Annotated in this window: 12 protein-coding genes; 8 read left to right on the top strand and 4 right to left on the bottom strand. The window is 60.8% G+C overall.

Going from position 1 to position 15,225, the window contains the following annotated elements; translation table 11 throughout:
* Positions 1–67 precede the first annotated feature (67 nt).
* Together ABGM93_RS06655 and ABGM93_RS06650 are read right to left on the bottom strand one after the other, a co-directional pair.
* Complete coding sequence (locus ABGM93_RS06655; protein WP_321504581.1) at positions 68–1,714, bottom strand: class I adenylate-forming enzyme family protein; 1,647 nt, start codon at positions 1,712–1,714, stop codon at positions 68–70.
* Between the two features lie 28 nt (positions 1,715–1,742).
* Positions 1,743–3,578 (bottom strand): extracellular solute-binding protein, encoded by a 1,836-nt coding sequence (locus ABGM93_RS06650; protein WP_321504579.1) that lies wholly within the window; start codon positions 3,576–3,578, stop codon positions 1,743–1,745.
* A gap of 670 nt (positions 3,579–4,248) precedes the next feature.
* Between ABGM93_RS06650 and ABGM93_RS06645 the strand changes: the two genes are divergently transcribed.
* Positions 4,249–4,713, top strand: coding sequence for an invasion associated locus B family protein (locus ABGM93_RS06645; protein WP_321504577.1), 465 nt, complete (start codon positions 4,249–4,251; stop codon positions 4,711–4,713).
* 162 nt (positions 4,714–4,875) lie between these two features.
* Here the strand turns inward: ABGM93_RS06645 and metC are convergent, their stop codons facing one another.
* Positions 4,876–6,060, bottom strand: a complete 1,185-nt coding sequence (gene metC / locus ABGM93_RS06640; RefSeq protein WP_321504575.1) for a cystathionine beta-lyase — start codon at positions 6,058–6,060, stop codon at positions 4,876–4,878.
* 278 nt (positions 6,061–6,338) lie between these two features.
* On the opposite strand from metC, the gene ABGM93_RS06635 reads away from it, so the two are divergent.
* The 7 genes from ABGM93_RS06635 to ABGM93_RS06605 all read left to right on the top strand — a co-directional run bounded on the left by ABGM93_RS06635 (position 6,339) and on the right by ABGM93_RS06605 (position 14,128).
* On the top strand, positions 6,339–7,355 hold the full coding sequence (locus ABGM93_RS06635) for an amino acid ABC transporter substrate-binding protein (protein ID WP_321504573.1): 1,017 nt from the start codon (positions 6,339–6,341) through the stop codon (positions 7,353–7,355).
* A 593-nt stretch (positions 7,356–7,948) separates the two neighbouring features.
* Entirely contained in the window at positions 7,949–9,139 is a 1,191-nt protein-coding gene (locus ABGM93_RS06630; protein WP_321504570.1) for an amino acid ABC transporter permease, read from the top strand.
* A 9-nt stretch (positions 9,140–9,148) separates the two neighbouring features.
* Positions 9,149–10,273, top strand: coding sequence for an amino acid ABC transporter permease (locus ABGM93_RS06625; RefSeq protein WP_321504568.1), 1,125 nt, complete (start codon positions 9,149–9,151; stop codon positions 10,271–10,273).
* Positions 10,274–10,340: 67 nt separating this feature from the next.
* Entirely contained in the window at positions 10,341–11,132 is a 792-nt protein-coding gene (locus tag ABGM93_RS06620; RefSeq protein WP_319774079.1) for an amino acid ABC transporter ATP-binding protein, read from the top strand.
* A 167-nt stretch (positions 11,133–11,299) separates the two neighbouring features.
* Positions 11,300–11,587 (top strand): hypothetical protein, encoded by a 288-nt coding sequence (locus tag ABGM93_RS06615; RefSeq protein WP_321504565.1) that lies wholly within the window; start codon positions 11,300–11,302, stop codon positions 11,585–11,587.
* Between the two features lie 259 nt (positions 11,588–11,846).
* Positions 11,847–12,974, top strand: coding sequence for a zinc-dependent alcohol dehydrogenase family protein (locus ABGM93_RS06610; protein WP_321504563.1), 1,128 nt, complete (start codon positions 11,847–11,849; stop codon positions 12,972–12,974).
* A 197-nt stretch (positions 12,975–13,171) separates the two neighbouring features.
* Entirely contained in the window at positions 13,172–14,128 is a 957-nt protein-coding gene (locus ABGM93_RS06605; protein ID WP_321504561.1) for a LysR family transcriptional regulator, read from the top strand.
* 27 nt (positions 14,129–14,155) lie between these two features.
* On the opposite strand, the gene ABGM93_RS06600 is transcribed toward ABGM93_RS06605, so the two are convergent.
* Complete coding sequence (locus ABGM93_RS06600) at positions 14,156–14,977, bottom strand: MaoC family dehydratase N-terminal domain-containing protein (RefSeq protein WP_321504559.1); 822 nt, start codon at positions 14,975–14,977, stop codon at positions 14,156–14,158.
* Positions 14,978–15,225: the final 248 nt, after the last annotated feature.

The following is a 15,225-nucleotide window of genomic DNA, read 5'->3' as shown; positions in this document are numbered from 1 at the left end:
AACGCTTGAACACATCATGTCGTCGCCCGGGGTTTCTTTCTTTTTGCAAGGGTCGAAAAGGCAAGGCTCAGCCGGCCTCCCTCAGATCCTGCAACCGGTTTTCCAGCGCCTTGCGGTTGACCAGACCTGCATCCGAGCGTGGGATGGAGTCCACAGCCATATAGCCCGACGGGAGAGCTTGCAGACCGACCTTCGCGTCTGCGAGATAGGTCTCGAAGGCGGACTCGTCGAAGCTTGCACCGGGTTTGGCGACGATGGCTGTATAGAGCCGGGTGCCCAGCACAGGATCTGCTCCGAGGAACGCGGCGGCGTCATAAAGATCCTCAAACCCCTTGTAGAGGGCATCAAGCGCGGCGAGATCCAGACTAATGCCGCCTACGAGGCCCGAATTGTCGAGGAAGGGGTTGATGTCCAGATGGCTGATGGTCTTGCCGTCGCCAAGACCGATCAGGCGCGTGCGCAGATACCCGTCCGCTGCATCGGGCCAATCCGCGCTCGGCGCACCCGGCCAGGCGGCATCGGGAACCATTGCCCCGCGCACGAGAAGGCTTGCCGCGCCAGACCCGGAGGAAGAAGCGCCATCCGGCGTATCGAGCTTGAGCTCGGCGACCGATATGCCCCCAGTACCTTCTCTGCGTGCAAGGGGCAGGTCTTGCGCATAGGTCTCGCCCGCACGGCGCGTCGCCATCGCTGCGAATTCCTGAATGAGCGTCACATCCACCACCGTGCGCCCGGAAATGGCGTCATTGCTGCGCTCTGCGCCTGCCTGCCAGACAGCGGCAAGCGTGGTCTTTCCTTCAAGTCCATCCGACACACGCTTGGCGAGCGGGCCTGGAACGACCACGAAATCCGCGTTCACTGCATTGGCGTGACGGGCGATGCTCGCGACATTTTCCGGATGGTGAAGGTGAAGTGTGCCTGCCGACAGGAGCCATGGCACCAGCCCGCTTCCGATGCCTGCAAGACCGGCGACGGAATAGGGGAGCACGATATGCGCGCCATCGCCAATCCGGCTTTCCAGCATCGTGGCGAGGCCGGCGGCAACCCAGTGATTGTGGGTGCGCGGAACGGGAAGGGGCTTGCCCGAGGCGCCGATGGTCCATGTCAGCGTGGCCAGGTGATCCGCGGCCTTTTCACCGCGCACGATATCGGCCGGCGGGATCTCGTCTCCAACCTCATTCAGAACGGCGGAAAGCGAGACCAGCCCGTCCGGCAGGTCCTCACCGAGGCCCAGCACATAGCGCAGGCCGAAGACTTCCACGGCCGCGTCGCGCATCCAGTCTGCCGCGACCGCGCTTTCCAGCCTGTCGGTGGTGATCACGGCCTTGGCGCTCGCCATGGAAAGAGAATCGGCGATCTCACGGCCGCGCCAGACGAGCGGCAATGGGGTGACGATAAGACCGGCACGAAGCGCAGCCAGAACGATAATCACCGCATCGGTTGTGTTGGGAAGCTGAAGCCCGATCACGCTGTCAGGCGTCAGACCCAGCGCCTTGAAGAGCCCGGCCAGTCGCGAGATTTCCGCGTCCGCTTCCGCGTAGGTGAGGCTGCGGGGTTCGCCGCTGGTCCAAGAGGCGCGATTCGGCTCGTCCGCAAGCGCGATACGCTCGGGGTGCTTTGTGGTTGTCTTGCGGAACAGCGCATCCAGCGCCACGCGGCCCCAGACGCCGGAGGCGTGGTTTCGTTCGATCGTGGATGCGGGTGACAGGATCATCCGCCCCTCCTGCACATTCTTTGCGGGTTCATTGAACCGTTTCATCATACCACCAAGTGTCCAGGCGATAGCCCGTAAGCGGCGTTGTTTTCGTCGGCACGATCCGGCGCCAGCGCGCGATCCAATCCGACGGCAAATGGAAAAGCGGCACCGCGTAGAAGCCGGAAATCAGCACCCGGTCGAAGGCGCGGGTCGCCGCAACGAAGTTCTCGCGCGTACGCGCTTTCAAGAGTGCGGCGATCATCGCGTCGAGGGCGGGCTCGCGGGCGCCCGCGAAATTGAAGGATCCTTCCTGATCGGCACTGGCCATCGACCAGCGCAACGTCTGCTCGTTGCCCGGCGAAAGCGAGGCGCGCCAGGTGGCGACCGTCATATCATAATCGAACCCGATGCGGCGGCGTTCATACTGGGCGGAATCGACCGTGCGGACCCGAACTTCGATGCCGATACGCTTGAGCGTGCGGGCATAGGCAAGCCCGAGGCGTTCCTCGTTGGCGGCCCGCGTCAGGATCTCGAAGACGAACGGCTCTCCACTCTTCGTGTTGACCATCGTGCCGTCCTTGATGGCCCAGCCCGCCTCGCGCAACATGCGAACCGCGCGCGCCAGGGGCGCGCGATCGGTGCCGGACCCATCGGTGTGCGGCGGTCGCCAGGTTCCCGCCATCACCTCAGGGGGCACGACTTCCGGGAAGGGGGCAAGCAGCGATTTTTCCGCATCCGAGGCCGGCCGACCGACGGAAGAAAGATCCGAGCCGTCAAAATAGCCGACTGTGCGCGTGTAGAGGCCGTAATAGAGGTTCTTGTTGACCCATTCGAAGTCGAAAAGCTGCGTCAGGGCCCGGCGGACGCGGATATCGGAAAAGATCGGGCGGCGCGTATTGAAGGCGAAGCCCGTCATTCCAGCAGGCTGATTGTTGGAAAAGCTCTGTTTGACGACTTCGCCGTTCTCGACCGCCGGGAAATCGTAATTCTGGGCCCAGCGTGTCGGATCCGTCTCGATTATGAGGTCGACCAGGCCCTTCTTGAAGGCCTCGAACAAAGTGTTGCGGTCACGGAAATACTCGATCCGGATCTCGTCGAAATTGTCGTGCCCCACCTTAACCGGCACATTGCGACCCCAATAGTCGGGATTGCGCGTGAGAAGCACGGAGTTGCCCGCATCGACATCAGTGACGGTGTAGGGGCCGGATCCGATGGGCACCTCAAGCGAGGACTTGTCGAACTTTTCCGGGTCCATTGCATGCTCGGGCAGGATCGGCGCAAGGCCGATCAATAGCGGCAATTCTCGATCATTGCCGTTCTTGAAGATCAGCCGCACGGTGCGCGCATCGCGGCTTTCCATGCGCACGATCTTCTTGAACCACGAGCGATAATGCGGACGACCGGAATCGCGCAACAGCGCGAGCGAGAAGATCACGTCCTCCGCGGTCACCGGTTCGCCATCGGAAAAGGCGGCCCCTGCGCGCAGGCGGAACTCCACCCAGTCGCGCTCAGGTGGGGTCTCCACGGTCTCTGCAAGAAGTCCATAGACGGAGAACGGCTCGTCGCGATTGCGCACGAGCAGGCTCTCATAGACGTTGTTTCCGAACTGGTAGTCCCACAAGCCCCGCGCCGACACACCCTTGATGATGAAGGGATTGAGGCTGTCGAAGGTACCCTGCACACCATAGGTGATGCGCCCGCCCTTAGGCGCATCCGGGTTCACATAAGGCAAGTGGGTAAACCCGGCTTTCAGCGTCGGTTCGCCGTGCATGGCCAGCCCCACGGAGGGCTCTGCACGGGACGTCGTGGTGGAAACGGCAAGTGATCCCGCCATGAGGGCAGTCATGACCGCGGCCAGCATGCCTGCCTGAGCGGTGCGCATGGTAGGCTTTGAGGCCTGGGTTCGGGCAGGGGGAATCCCATGGGCGGGACGAACAGGCATGTGCCCGATTCCCCGACCGTTCAGGAGGACACTGCCGCCCTCCGGCGCAAGGTTGGCACACAGGCGCAGCACCTTGAACACGAAAGCATTTACCATAAACTGCGCAGCCGTCATGTCTGACGCCCGTCCGCCTGCCTGAACTTCGACCATTTCGGTGAGATCCGGCAAGTGTCCGGCGATATTCGAAAAAAAGCGTTGATTCTGAGCTGCATCCTATCACACAAGGGAGCTGCCCGGTCCTTCGTAGTAGTCGGAATGACTGGTATTTGACAAATTGAACCGCTATTCATGCGCGGCCCGGAACGGTCAGTCACCGTCTTGCCGCAATTGGCGGCGAAGGAAGGCTTGACTATCGGGGGCGGTCTCTTGAGGCGGGGCCCATGGTTTGGGGCCGTCCACCGAGAAACTAGGGAAGCAAGGACAATTTCGTATGGCCAATAGGTATTCCGGAGTTCGCGCCGCAATGCAGGGGGCGTTTGCTGCGCTGGCCCTGGTCGGCTTAACCAGCATAGCCTCTGCGCAGACCGAAGGTGCAACGGCCCAGCCGTCGGACGAGTCCGCGTGGACCAAGGTTTGCAACACGGACCCCAAGAGCCAGAAAAAGATCTGCATGACCCTGCAGAACAAGTCGACCGATACCGGCCAGCTTCTGGCTCAGGTCGCCATTCGCGAGGTCGAGGGTGAGGATCGCAAGTCCATGGCGGTCATCGTGCCGCCGGGAATGCTGATCCAGCCGGGTCTGCGCGTGCAGGTCGACGGCGGCCAGCAGAAGGCCGGCAAGTACAACATCTGCTTCTCCAACGGCTGCGTTGGCGAGTTCCTGATCGACGACGCGTTCATCGCCGCGCTGAAGAAGGGCAACAACCTGGTTCTCACCACCTTGAACCAGCAGAACAAGCCCGTGCAGCTGGAGCTGACCCTGATCGGCTTCACGAAGATCTTCGAAAGTGCTGGTCTGAGCCCGCAGGACCTGCAGGCGAAGCAGGAGAAGCTGCAGAGCGAGCTTCAGAAGCGCGCCGAAGAGGCCCGCAACAAGCTGATCGAGAAGCAGAAGGAAGCCACCGGCGCCCAGTAATGGCGACGGCCTTTCCTCGATGAGAACGAAAAACGGCGGCGACCTGACAGGTCGCCGCCGTTTTCATTTGTCCTGCGAGGCGGTGGGGCTGCCGAACCAGTGAAGAGGGAAGAGGGAAGAGGGAAGAGGCGCAGGCGGCGCGCCTCCCCGTTTGTCCGCGGTTCAGCCCTTGGCCGCGTGGAAGGCGGCGAACCCGCGTTCCAGATCTGCGATCTGGTCGGCCGGGTCTTCCAGGCCGATATGCACACGCACGAGCGGACCGTGACCTTCCCAGGCGGTCGCCGAGCGCGCCTCCTTCGGATCGGGCCAAGTGGCGAGGCTCTCAAAGCCGCCCCATGAATAGCCCAGCCCGAACAGTTCCAGCGCGTTGAAGAACGCCTTGGCAGCCTCGTCATCGGCCTGTTCCAGCTCAAAGGCGAACAAGCCGCAAGCGCCGGTGAAATCGCGCTTCCACACATCATGGCCCGGTGCGCCGGGAAGCGCGGGATAGAGAACGCTGGTAACATCGGCGCGCTCGCGGAGCCAGCCGGCCACCTCCAGCGCATTCTTCTCGTGCCGTTCCAGCCGAACCCCCATGGTGCGCAGGCCGCGCAGCGCGAGATAAACGTCGTCAGGTCCGACACAGGTGCCCGTGTCGGAATACATCCGCGCCAAATCCTCAAACGCGCGTTCGCTGGCCGAAATGGTGCCCAGCATCGCATCGGAGTGGCCGACAATATACTTCGTGCCTGCCTGGATCGACAGATCGACGCCGTGTTCGATGGGCTTGAAATAGAGCGGGGTGGCCCATGTGTTGTCCATGAGTACGAGCGCGTCATGCGCACGTGCGATTTTGCAGATGGCGGGAATGTCCTGCATCTCGAAGGTCGCCGTGCCCGGTGCTTCGGTGAACACGGCGCGTGTGTTCGGCTTGAATGCGGCCTTCAGCGCATCGAGATCAAGCGGGGCATAGTAGCTGACTTCGACACCCCAGCGCGGCAGAACCCGCTCACAGAAATTGCGGTTGGGGCCGTAAACAGAGTCCGATACGAGCAGGTGATCGCCCTTGGAAAGGCAGGACTGCAACGCCAGCGCGATGGCTGCCAGGCCCGACGGGGCAAGGCGTGTGCCCGCGGCCCCCTCAAGCTCGGTCAAGGCTTCCTCAAGAGCCTCCACCGTGGGCGTTCCATGCCGGCCATAGGAATAACGCTGCCCGCGCGACTTCATCGTGTCCATGTCGGGATAGAGAACCGTGGAGGCGTGGACCACCGGCGGGTTCACGAAGCCATGATAGTCCCGCGGGTGCAGGCCCGCATGGGTGAGGACAGTGTCGGGGCGATGGGAGGTGTTTGTCTGTTTCTTGATCATGTTCGTGTTCTGTGCGTTTGCAAGTGTCGTTCGGGTAGGCAGAAGGCATCATGAAAATGGTCAAGTTGGATGGGGCTCTTGACCGAACTTTCTAAATGGCTTCGAATAAGTGTCTGGGGTGATCGCGCTATTCCGCGCCTAGTGACCTTGATAATTCATGCGGGGGTATCCGTGCGGGGATGGTCGAAGTGTCAATCTCAATAACAAGATAAGGATTTACACTGGTTCACCTCCAATAGGCTAAAGCATCAACCGGGCAACAGAAAAGGCTTTAATCCATGAACATGAAAATCTTGCCGCTCGCAGTGGGGGCTGCACTCGGTCTTGCGGTTTCCGCCGCACAGGCCACGACCCTTGAAGACGTCAAGGCCAAGGGGTTCGTACAGTGCGGTGTGAGCCAGGGGCTCCCGGGCTTCTCGTCTCCCGATTCCAGCGGCAACTGGACCGGTCTTGATGTGGATTTGTGCAAGGCCATGGCCGCCGCGATCTTTGGTGATGCCACCGCCGTCAAGTTCACGCCGTTGTCCGCCAAGGAGCGCTTCACTGCGCTGCAGTCCGGTGAGATCGACGTCCTGTCGCGCAACACGACCTGGACCATGACCCGTGACACCACGCTCGGCCTGAATTTCGCGGGTGTGAATTATTATGATGGCCAGGGCTTCATGGTGCGCAAGTCCCTCGGCGTTTCTTCCGCTCTGGAACTGTCCGGCGCTTCCGTGTGCACCAACACCGGCACCACCACGGAACTGAATGTCGCGGATTATTTCCGCGCCAACAACATGCCCTATGAGATCGTTGCCTTTGAAAAAGCCGATGAAGTGGTGCAGGCCTATGATGCAGGCCGTTGCGACGTCTACACCACCGACGCCTCTGGCCTTTACGCTCAGCGCCTGAAGCTGACCAACCCGGACGAACACATGGTGCTGCCGGAGATCGTCTCAAAGGAGCCCCTTGGTCCGGTCGTGCGTCAGGGCGACGACGAGTGGTTCAATCTCGTCAAGTGGACCCTGTTTGCGATGGTCAATGCTGAAGAACTCGGCGTGACCAAGGCCAATGTCGAAGAAATGAAGGGGTCCGACAACCCGGCCATCAAGCGTCTCCTCGGCACCGAAGGCGCCTATGGTGAGGCCATTGGTCTCGACAAGGATTGGGCCGTGAAGATCATTGCCGCCGTGGGCAACTACGGTGAATCCTTTGAAGCCAATGTCGGTCCGGACACCCCGCTCGGCATCTCGCGCGGCCTGAACGCGCTGTGGTCGAAGGGCGGCATCATGTACGCCCCGCCGGTTCGCTAAGACACCCGTTGCGTCCGGCTGATCTTTGGTCAGCCGGACGTGCCGCATCCGGTTCTGCTCTTTCGGCTGATGGATGTGAGGAAAAGGGGCCGGTTCTCCGGCCAGACGGGGCTTGTTGCCGGGTTGCCGCAGGAATTGAGGGTGGCGATCTTTCCGGATCTCTTGTTCCGGTCCTGCCGGACCGGGAAAAACGGAAATGGGGGAATGACGGATAGTGGGTCCGTTACGGGCCGGGCTCCGTGATGCTTGAGACCAATGGTTCCGGTTGTTGAGCGCTTTATATTCGGGTCAACGCCGGACGTGATGCGTTGTGGCTTGTTCGAGATTGTTCAAGGGCCGCACGCTTTTGGAACACCGCGCGCGCGGGCCTTCGTCTCGGGTCGCGATGCGGGTCTCGTTTCCCCGGTGGCAGTTTTGCGCCTGTGAAGACCTTTTCCCGAAGGACGCGGTCGCCGCATTGATTCTGCGGCAGACAATGTCTGTTCGAAATGCCGACAGGACCGATTGCTTAACGCCCGGCAGCGTGCTTGCAGGACGTCGTGCGCCACAAGGCAAGCGAACACGCGCGCTGTCGCAGGGAATGGGCGAGGACAATGGCTATTCAGGACCAAGTTCCGACGGGAAAACCGTCCGGCGCGTCGTTCATAAACAATCCGGTGGTGCGCAGCACATTCTACCAGTTGGTGGTTGTGGGGCTGATCATCTTTTTCGGCTGGCAGATCATTCACAACACGGCTGTCAATCTCGAACGGCAGAACATCGCATCCGGTTTCGGTTTTCTCGACAATACCGCGGGCTTCGGCATCATCCAGACGATGGTGGAGTATTCGGAGACCTCCGATTACGGGCGCGCCTTGCTGGTCGGGTTTCTCAACACCGTGCTGGTCGCCTTCATTGGCGTGCTCTTTGCCACCATTATCGGCTTCGTCGTGGGGGTAGCGCGGCTGTCGAGCAACTGGATCATCTCCAAGCTCGCCTACGTCTATATCGAGGCCATCCGGAACATTCCGCTGCTTCTCCAGATCTTCTTCTGGTACTTCGCGGTGTTGCGCGCGGTTCCAAATCCGCGCAACAGCCTCACCTTTCTGGATGCGATCTTTGTAAACAACCGCGGCATCTATGGGCCGAAGCTCCTGTTCCAGGATGGTTCGGCCCTCATCGGCATCGCCGTGATCGTGGCGACCGTCGCCTCGATCGGCGTCAAGATATGGGCGACCCGGCGGCAGATGGCGACAGGTCAGCCCTTTCGCTCCGGCCTGACCGCGCTCGGCCTTATCATCGGCCTGCCATTGATCAGCTATCTGGTCATGGGGCGTCCCATCGGTGTGGAATTTCCGGAACTCAAGGGCTTCAATTTCAGGGGCGGCCTGCAGCTGACGCCTGAATTCGTGGCCCTGACGCTGGCTCTGGCGATCTACACTGCGGCCTTCATCGCCGAAATCGTCCGCGCGGGCATTCTTGCGGTCAGTCACGGTCAGACCGAGGCCGCAGGCGCGCTTGGCTTGCGGCCCGGTCCGACGCTTCGTCTTGTGGTCATTCCGCAGGCCATGCGCGTGATCATTCCACCGCTGACGAGCCAGTATCTCAACCTGACCAAGAATTCGTCTCTGGCCGTCGCCATAGCCTATCCGGACCTCGTCTCCGTGGGCGGAACGGTGCTCAACCAGACCGGTCAGGCCATCGAGATCATCGGCATCTGGATGCTCATCTACCTGTCGCTGAGCCTCGCCACGTCGGCATTCATGAACTGGTACAATCAGCGCATGGCGCTGGTGGAGCGGTAGGGAACGGACATGGCTGCAACAGACTTTCGTTTCGTTCGCCAGGAAATGGCGCCCGTCCTCCCGCCACCGGTCGCGACCGGTGGGTTGCTCGGCTGGCTTCGCGCGAACCTTTTCTCCTCGCTGGGGAACACCGTCCTGACCCTGTTCGGGATCCTGATCCTGGGGAGCCTGCTGGAACCCCTGATCAAATTTGCTTTTGTGGATGCGGTGTGGACGGGTGAAAACCGCGAGGCCTGCCTGGCCTCGCACGGTGCCTGCTGGCCCTATATCAAGGACTACTTCCCGCAGTTCATCTATGGCCGGTTCCCGGTCGAAGAGCGCTGGCGGGTGGATCTCGTCTTTGCCGGGTTCGCCATCGGGCTGGTCCCCTTGTTGATCCCTTCTGCGCCATTCAAGCGGATCAATCTGGCCTATATGCTGGTCGTATTTCCGATCGCTGCCTATTATCTGCTGACCGGCGGGTTGGGCATGAAGATCGTGGAGACGTCCTACTGGGGCGGTCTGCTGGTCACGCTGGTCATCGCGGTGACGGGTATCGCGGCTTCCTTGCCGCTCGGTATCATGTTCGCGCTGGGGCGGCGTTCCAACATGCCAGTGGTGCGGTTGGTATCGATCATCTTCATCGAGTTCTGGCGCGGCGTACCGCTCATCACCGTGCTTTTCATGTCCTCGGTGGTGCTGCCGTTGTTCCTGCCTGAGGGCACGACATTCGACAAGCTCCTGAGGGCGCTGATCGGTGTCGCGCTCTTTGCGTCCGCCTATATGGCCGAAGTGGTGCGCGGCGGTCTTCAGGCGATCCCGAAAGGGCAATATGAAGGTGCCATGGCGCTGGGTCTTCGTTATTGGCCGATGATGTGGCTCATCATCATGCCGCAGGCTCTGAAGCTTGTTATTCCAGGCATCGTGAATACCTTCATTGGCCTGTTCAAGGACACGACCCTTGTTCTGATCATCGGCTTGTTTGACTTGCTCGGACAGATCCAGTCCTCGTATACAGACCCCACATGGGCGACGCCGTCGCAAAGCCACACGGGTTATCTTTTTGCAGCCGCGATCTACTGGATCTTCTGTTTCTCCATGTCGCGCTATTCACTCTTCATGGAAAACAGGCTGCACACCGGACACAAGCGGTAGTCATTGGCGATAACCACAGGCGCGCCGGTCTCCGGCGCGCCCGACAACATCTTTGAGGGCTAGACACATGAGTGATACGGCAGCAGCAAGCGCCGAAGCGAAGCCGAAGATGGAGGTGTCCGAGACGGATGTCGCCATTGAGATTGTCGGCATGAACAAGTGGTATGGCGACTTCCACGTTCTGAAGGACATCAACCTGAAGGTCATGCGCGGCGAGCGTATCGTGGTCTGCGGACCCTCCGGTTCGGGCAAGTCCACCATGATCCGCTGCATCAACCGCCTTGAGGAACACCAGAAGGGCGACATCATCGTCGACGGCATCGAGCTGACCAACGATCTGAAGCGGATCGACGAGATCCGTCGGGAAGTTGGCATGGTGTTCCAGCATTTCAACCTCTTCCCGCATCTGACCATTCTGGAAAACTGCACACTTGCGCCGATCTGGGTGCGCAAGATGCCAAAGAAGCAGGCGGAAGAGGTCGCCATGCATTATCTGGAACGGGTGAAGATCCCGGAGCAGGCCCTGAAATATCCCGGCCAGCTTTCCGGCGGCCAGCAGCAGCGCGTCGCGATTGCCCGCTCGCTCTGCATGAGCCCGCGCATCATGCTCTTCGATGAGCCGACTTCCGCGCTGGATCCTGAAATGATCAAGGAAGTGCTGGACGTGATGGTGGGTCTTGCAGAAGAAGGTATGACCATGCTCTGCGTGACCCACGAAATGGGCTTTGCCCGTCAGGTCGCCAACCGGGTGATCTTCATGGATGCGGGCCAGATCGTGGAACAGAACGCGCCCGAGCCGTTCTTCACCAACCCGCAGCACGAACGCACCAAGCTGTTCCTGAGCCAGATCCTCCATTAGGCAGATTTGCGCAAATCAAACTGAACGCCCGGCTGGTTCATCATTGGCCGGGCGTTTGCTTATGTGCTGGATGTCAAAAATGCCGCAGGCGCGTTGCGCTGCTTAGCGGCCACCTATGGCGTTATATTCTTGCGTGTTGCATCCTGCGGATACTGATAGGAGATAGAATGCGAGTTTTGAAGTCTGGCGGTCGTCTGGCTGCTGCTGTGGTCGTGGTCGTTGCTGGTGCGTCTCTTGGTGGGTGCGTCACCAGCAGTGGGCCGGATATCGGCAAATATGGTTTCGTCTACACAGATTGTGTGAGGCAGAACGGCGGCACGGTCACCGGGTTCAAGGTACGTCCGGACGGCCCGCGCAAAATGGCCTTTGACGATTTTCAACCCAAAACGCCATATCCGGCAGGGCAGGAGGGCGCGATGCGCGCCTGCTACGATGCGAGGGTCGCAAAGATGTAGCCTTCGGCGCATCAAGGGGCTCCCCTGATGGAATCGACTTGTCAGGGAAAATACCCAAGCCGCTGCAATCGCAGCGGCTTTTGCATTTTCGGGCGCATCAGGCCCACGATGTAACCAGGGATGATCCGCAAAATCTGCAAGCCATCTGCAGTCTCTCTGGTCTATCGTTGAGGGAAGGGAGCAAACAGCTTCGATTTGAGACAGTGGGAACGATGCCCGCGTCCTTGCGAGAAGGGCGCGTGGGAGGGGAGGAAATTGCATGAAAATCAAGGCGGCGGTTCTGGAGGAGATCGGGCGGCCCGGTCCTTATGCGTCGACGAGGCCTCTGACCATCGGCAAGATCGATCTGGAAGGCCCGCGCGAGGGGGAGGTTCTGGTACGCATGGAGGCCTCCGGACTTTGCCATTCAGACCTCTCGGTGATCAACGGCGATCGTCCGCGGCAGATCCCGATGGTGCTGGGCCATGAGGGCGCTGGCGTCATTGAGGAAGTGGGCCCCGGCGTGACGCGTTTCGAACCGGGCGATCACGTGATTTCCGTCTTTGTGCCGAGTTGCGGCCATTGCGGGCCGTGCCGCGCGGGACGTCCGGCACTGTGCGAGCCGGGGGCGGCGGCCAACGGCAAGGGCGAGATGATCGGCGGGGGAACCCGTCTCAGCCGCGACGGCAAGCCCGTCTATCACATGACAGGTGTGGCCTGTTATGCCGAGCGGGCCACCATTTCGCAGAATTCTCTGGTCAAGATCGACAGGAACATTCCCCTTGATATTGCGGCGCTCATGGGCTGTGCGGTGCTGACCGGGGCGGGCGCCGTCTTCAATACAGGCGATGTGACGCCGGGTTGCTGCACGGCAGTCGTGGGGCTTGGCGGTGTTGGGCTTGCCGCCGTTATGGCCGCGCGGGCGGCGGGCGCGGAAAAGATCATCGCTGTCGATCGGCTGCCGGAAAAGCTCGCAATTGCAAAAGAGCTGGGGGCGACCCATGTCGTCAATTCGGCGGAAGAGGGTGCGCGGGAGGAAGTGCGCGATCTGACCTCGGGCGGCGTCGATGCGGCAATGGATTTTACCGGCAACGTTCACGCCCTGCGTTTCGCCTATGACGTGACGCGGCGCGGCGGCGCGACGGTGACGGCCGGCCTGCCGAACCCCAAGGCGATGCTCGAAATCCCCGCCGTGCTGCTGACGGCCGAAGAACGCACGCTCAAGGGCAGTTATCTGGGCTCTGGCGTGCCAAGCCGGGACATTCCGAAATTCCTGGCGCTTCATGCGCAGGGGCGGCTGCCAGTGGATCGGCTTCTGACCCACAAGATCCGCCTTGAGGAGATCAATGAAGGCTTCGACCGTCTGGAGGCGGGAGAGGCCATCCGGCAGGTCATCACCTTCAACTAGAGCGTCGACACCGAATGGGCCCGCACGGCGCATGGGGAATGTGTTCGTGCGGGCAACAAGCGCCGCAGGGCTGCAAGAAAAGCCCCCCCGTTTGAAAGGGACCGATGTATTGTCGGACCATTGCGCGAGCCCGCCGGGGCGTTTCGGCCCGGCGCTGCAACACGCGATGGTGAAATCCGGGAGCGAATTGAAACGCCTTGAATATTCGACAGCTTCGCTACTTCATCGCCATCGCCGAGGCGCGCTCTCTTTCAGCCGCCGCCCAGAAAATCGGCGTTGCCCAGCCCTCCCTGTCTCAGCATCTGGTGAACATGGAAGAAGAGCTGGGCGTCAAGCTGGTGGACCGCTCGCCGCGCGGGTCGTCCCTGACGCCGGAAGGGCAGGTGCTGTTGCGGCACGCCTATGAAATCACCGACAGCGTTGACCGCTGTATCGCCGAGATCCGTGATCTCGGTGAGGTCGTTCAGGGCACGGTGCGCTTCGGTCTGCCTCCGTCCGTTTCGATGGTCATGTCAGTTCCGCTGGCGGAGACGGTGCGCATCGAGTTGCCCGCAGTGCGTCTGCGCGCCAGTGAGGCCATGAGCGGCTTCATAAAGGGATGGGTCGAAGACGGGACGGTTGAGCTCGGCTTCCTCTATGACCTCCAGGGCGCGGAGCATTTCAAGGCGACCCATGTCCTGAACGAACATCTCTATTTCTTTTCCGCGCCCGATGCCTGGCCACTGGCCTCAGAACCGGGAACCCCGGTCCGGCTGGCGGATCTGGCCGATCTGGAACTGGTTCTGCCCGGCGAGCCACACGGCCTGCGCCGGATTGTGGATCACTACGCGGCCAAGGCCGGGATCACACTCAACATCGTGACTGAACTCGATGCCATGACGCAGATAAAGGAACTTGTGGCCAGAGGCTCCGGGCATACGATCTTTGCGCCGGCCGCAGCCCATGATTTCGTTGTCTCTGGACGCCTCGTGAAAGCGCCGGTCGTTGATCCGGCGATTTCCCGTCCCGTTTATCTCGTCCGAAATCCCGCTACAGCGGCGACCCGGGCCTGCGCAGAGGTGGAAAGGCTTACGCTCAACGTCGCCCGCGATATGGTCCGGCGCGGTGTCTGGGAAGGCGAACTCGTCATCGATGAGGTCGGTAACCCTGACTGATCGCCCCGAACATGCAGGCTCCTTCGTTCAGGTGGCGCTTGCCTGCATGGTGACGAAATTGCCTTGCCCGTTGCGCACACGAAGCTCCAGTTCCTTCCCGTTCCCGCGCGCTTCCACAATTGCTGTGGCGCCACAGATGAGCGGCGCCATCCCACGATAGGTGAAGCTGCGCGGCGTTCGCCCCAGAACTGTGGTGGCGACATTCTGCAACCATGTCGCCTGAAGGGGGCCGTGGACGACCAGCCCGGCATATCCCTCAACGCCGGTTGCATATGGGTGGTCGTAATGAATGCGGTGGCCGTTGAAGGTCAGTGCCGAATAGCGGAAGAGAAGCGTTGGGTTGGTCTTCACCTGCGCTTTGTGGACGACCTGCCAGATGTCGGCCTGAGGAGGCGTTGGGGCGGGTGCATCGGGTGAAGGGTCGTCGCGATAGACGATCATCTGGCGTTCGTTGATGCGGGTTTCCCCTGAGACCGCATAACGGTGTTCGACGGTGACGAACCCCAGGTCGCCGGTGCGCCCCGTCTTGAAGCTGATATCAGTGATTGTGGAGGTGCGGGTGACCTTGTCGCCAAGACACAGGCCGCCTGTCATCTCAAGGTCGCCGCTGGCCCACATGCGCCGGGGAAGGGGCAGCTTCGGCAAAAACAGGCCGGTTTTCGGGTGCCCATCCCGTCCCAGATCTGCTGGGGGCAACGCATCGGGCGACAAACACCACTGAATGCCTGGCAGCTCCGGTCCTTCTGCGAGAATCTCGTCCAGCGTGACCGCGTAATGCTCGGCAAGCCGCGGGCTGACAATGTCGTGCATACGGCGTTTGCGACCGATCCATTCCTCGTACTCGTTCATGCGTCGTCTCTGTTCCGTCATTCTGCTTGCACGACCTGCTATACAGGTTGCGACCTTAGACTGCAGGCAGCCCAAAAGGGCTATACGAAAAGCCTATAACCCGGGCTCTCATGGCCTATCATCTGAATTGGCGCAGCGGATGGATCACCTGAAGTGAACTGGGTCGTTTATTACCCATTTAAATAAAATGAAGATTTGAAAACGTAAGTGCTTTGAATTGGTCAGTTTCGAAATAGGCGAAAAAAGCG

The sequence above is a fragment of the Breoghania sp. genome (assembly GCF_963674635.1).
Taxonomy (GTDB): Bacteria; Pseudomonadota; Alphaproteobacteria; order Rhizobiales; family Stappiaceae; genus Breoghania.
This window is presented reverse-complemented; position numbering and strand designations above follow the sequence as displayed.

Coding starts and splice junctions, on each gene's coding strand:
- ABGM93_RS06655 (WP_321504581.1), bottom strand. CDS start 1,714: ATGATCCTGTCACCCGCATCCACGATCGAACGAAACCACGCCTCCGGC.
- ABGM93_RS06650 (WP_321504579.1), bottom strand. CDS start 3,578: ATGCGCACCGCTCAGGCAGGCATGCTGGCCGCGGTCATGACTGCCCTC.
- ABGM93_RS06645 (WP_321504577.1), top strand. CDS start 4,249: ATGACCCTGCAGAACAAGTCGACCGATACCGGCCAGCTTCTGGCTCAG.
- metC (WP_321504575.1), bottom strand. CDS start 6,060: ATGATCAAGAAACAGACAAACACCTCCCATCGCCCCGACACTGTCCTC.
- ABGM93_RS06635 (WP_321504573.1), top strand. CDS start 6,339: ATGAACATGAAAATCTTGCCGCTCGCAGTGGGGGCTGCACTCGGTCTT.
- ABGM93_RS06630 (WP_321504570.1), top strand. CDS start 7,949: ATGGCTATTCAGGACCAAGTTCCGACGGGAAAACCGTCCGGCGCGTCG.
- ABGM93_RS06625 (WP_321504568.1), top strand. CDS start 9,149: ATGGCTGCAACAGACTTTCGTTTCGTTCGCCAGGAAATGGCGCCCGTC.
- ABGM93_RS06620 (WP_319774079.1), top strand. CDS start 10,341: ATGAGTGATACGGCAGCAGCAAGCGCCGAAGCGAAGCCGAAGATGGAG.
- ABGM93_RS06615 (WP_321504565.1), top strand. CDS start 11,300: ATGCGAGTTTTGAAGTCTGGCGGTCGTCTGGCTGCTGCTGTGGTCGTG.
- ABGM93_RS06610 (WP_321504563.1), top strand. CDS start 11,847: ATGAAAATCAAGGCGGCGGTTCTGGAGGAGATCGGGCGGCCCGGTCCT.
- ABGM93_RS06600 (WP_321504559.1), bottom strand. CDS start 14,977: ATGAACGAGTACGAGGAATGGATCGGTCGCAAACGCCGTATGCACGAC.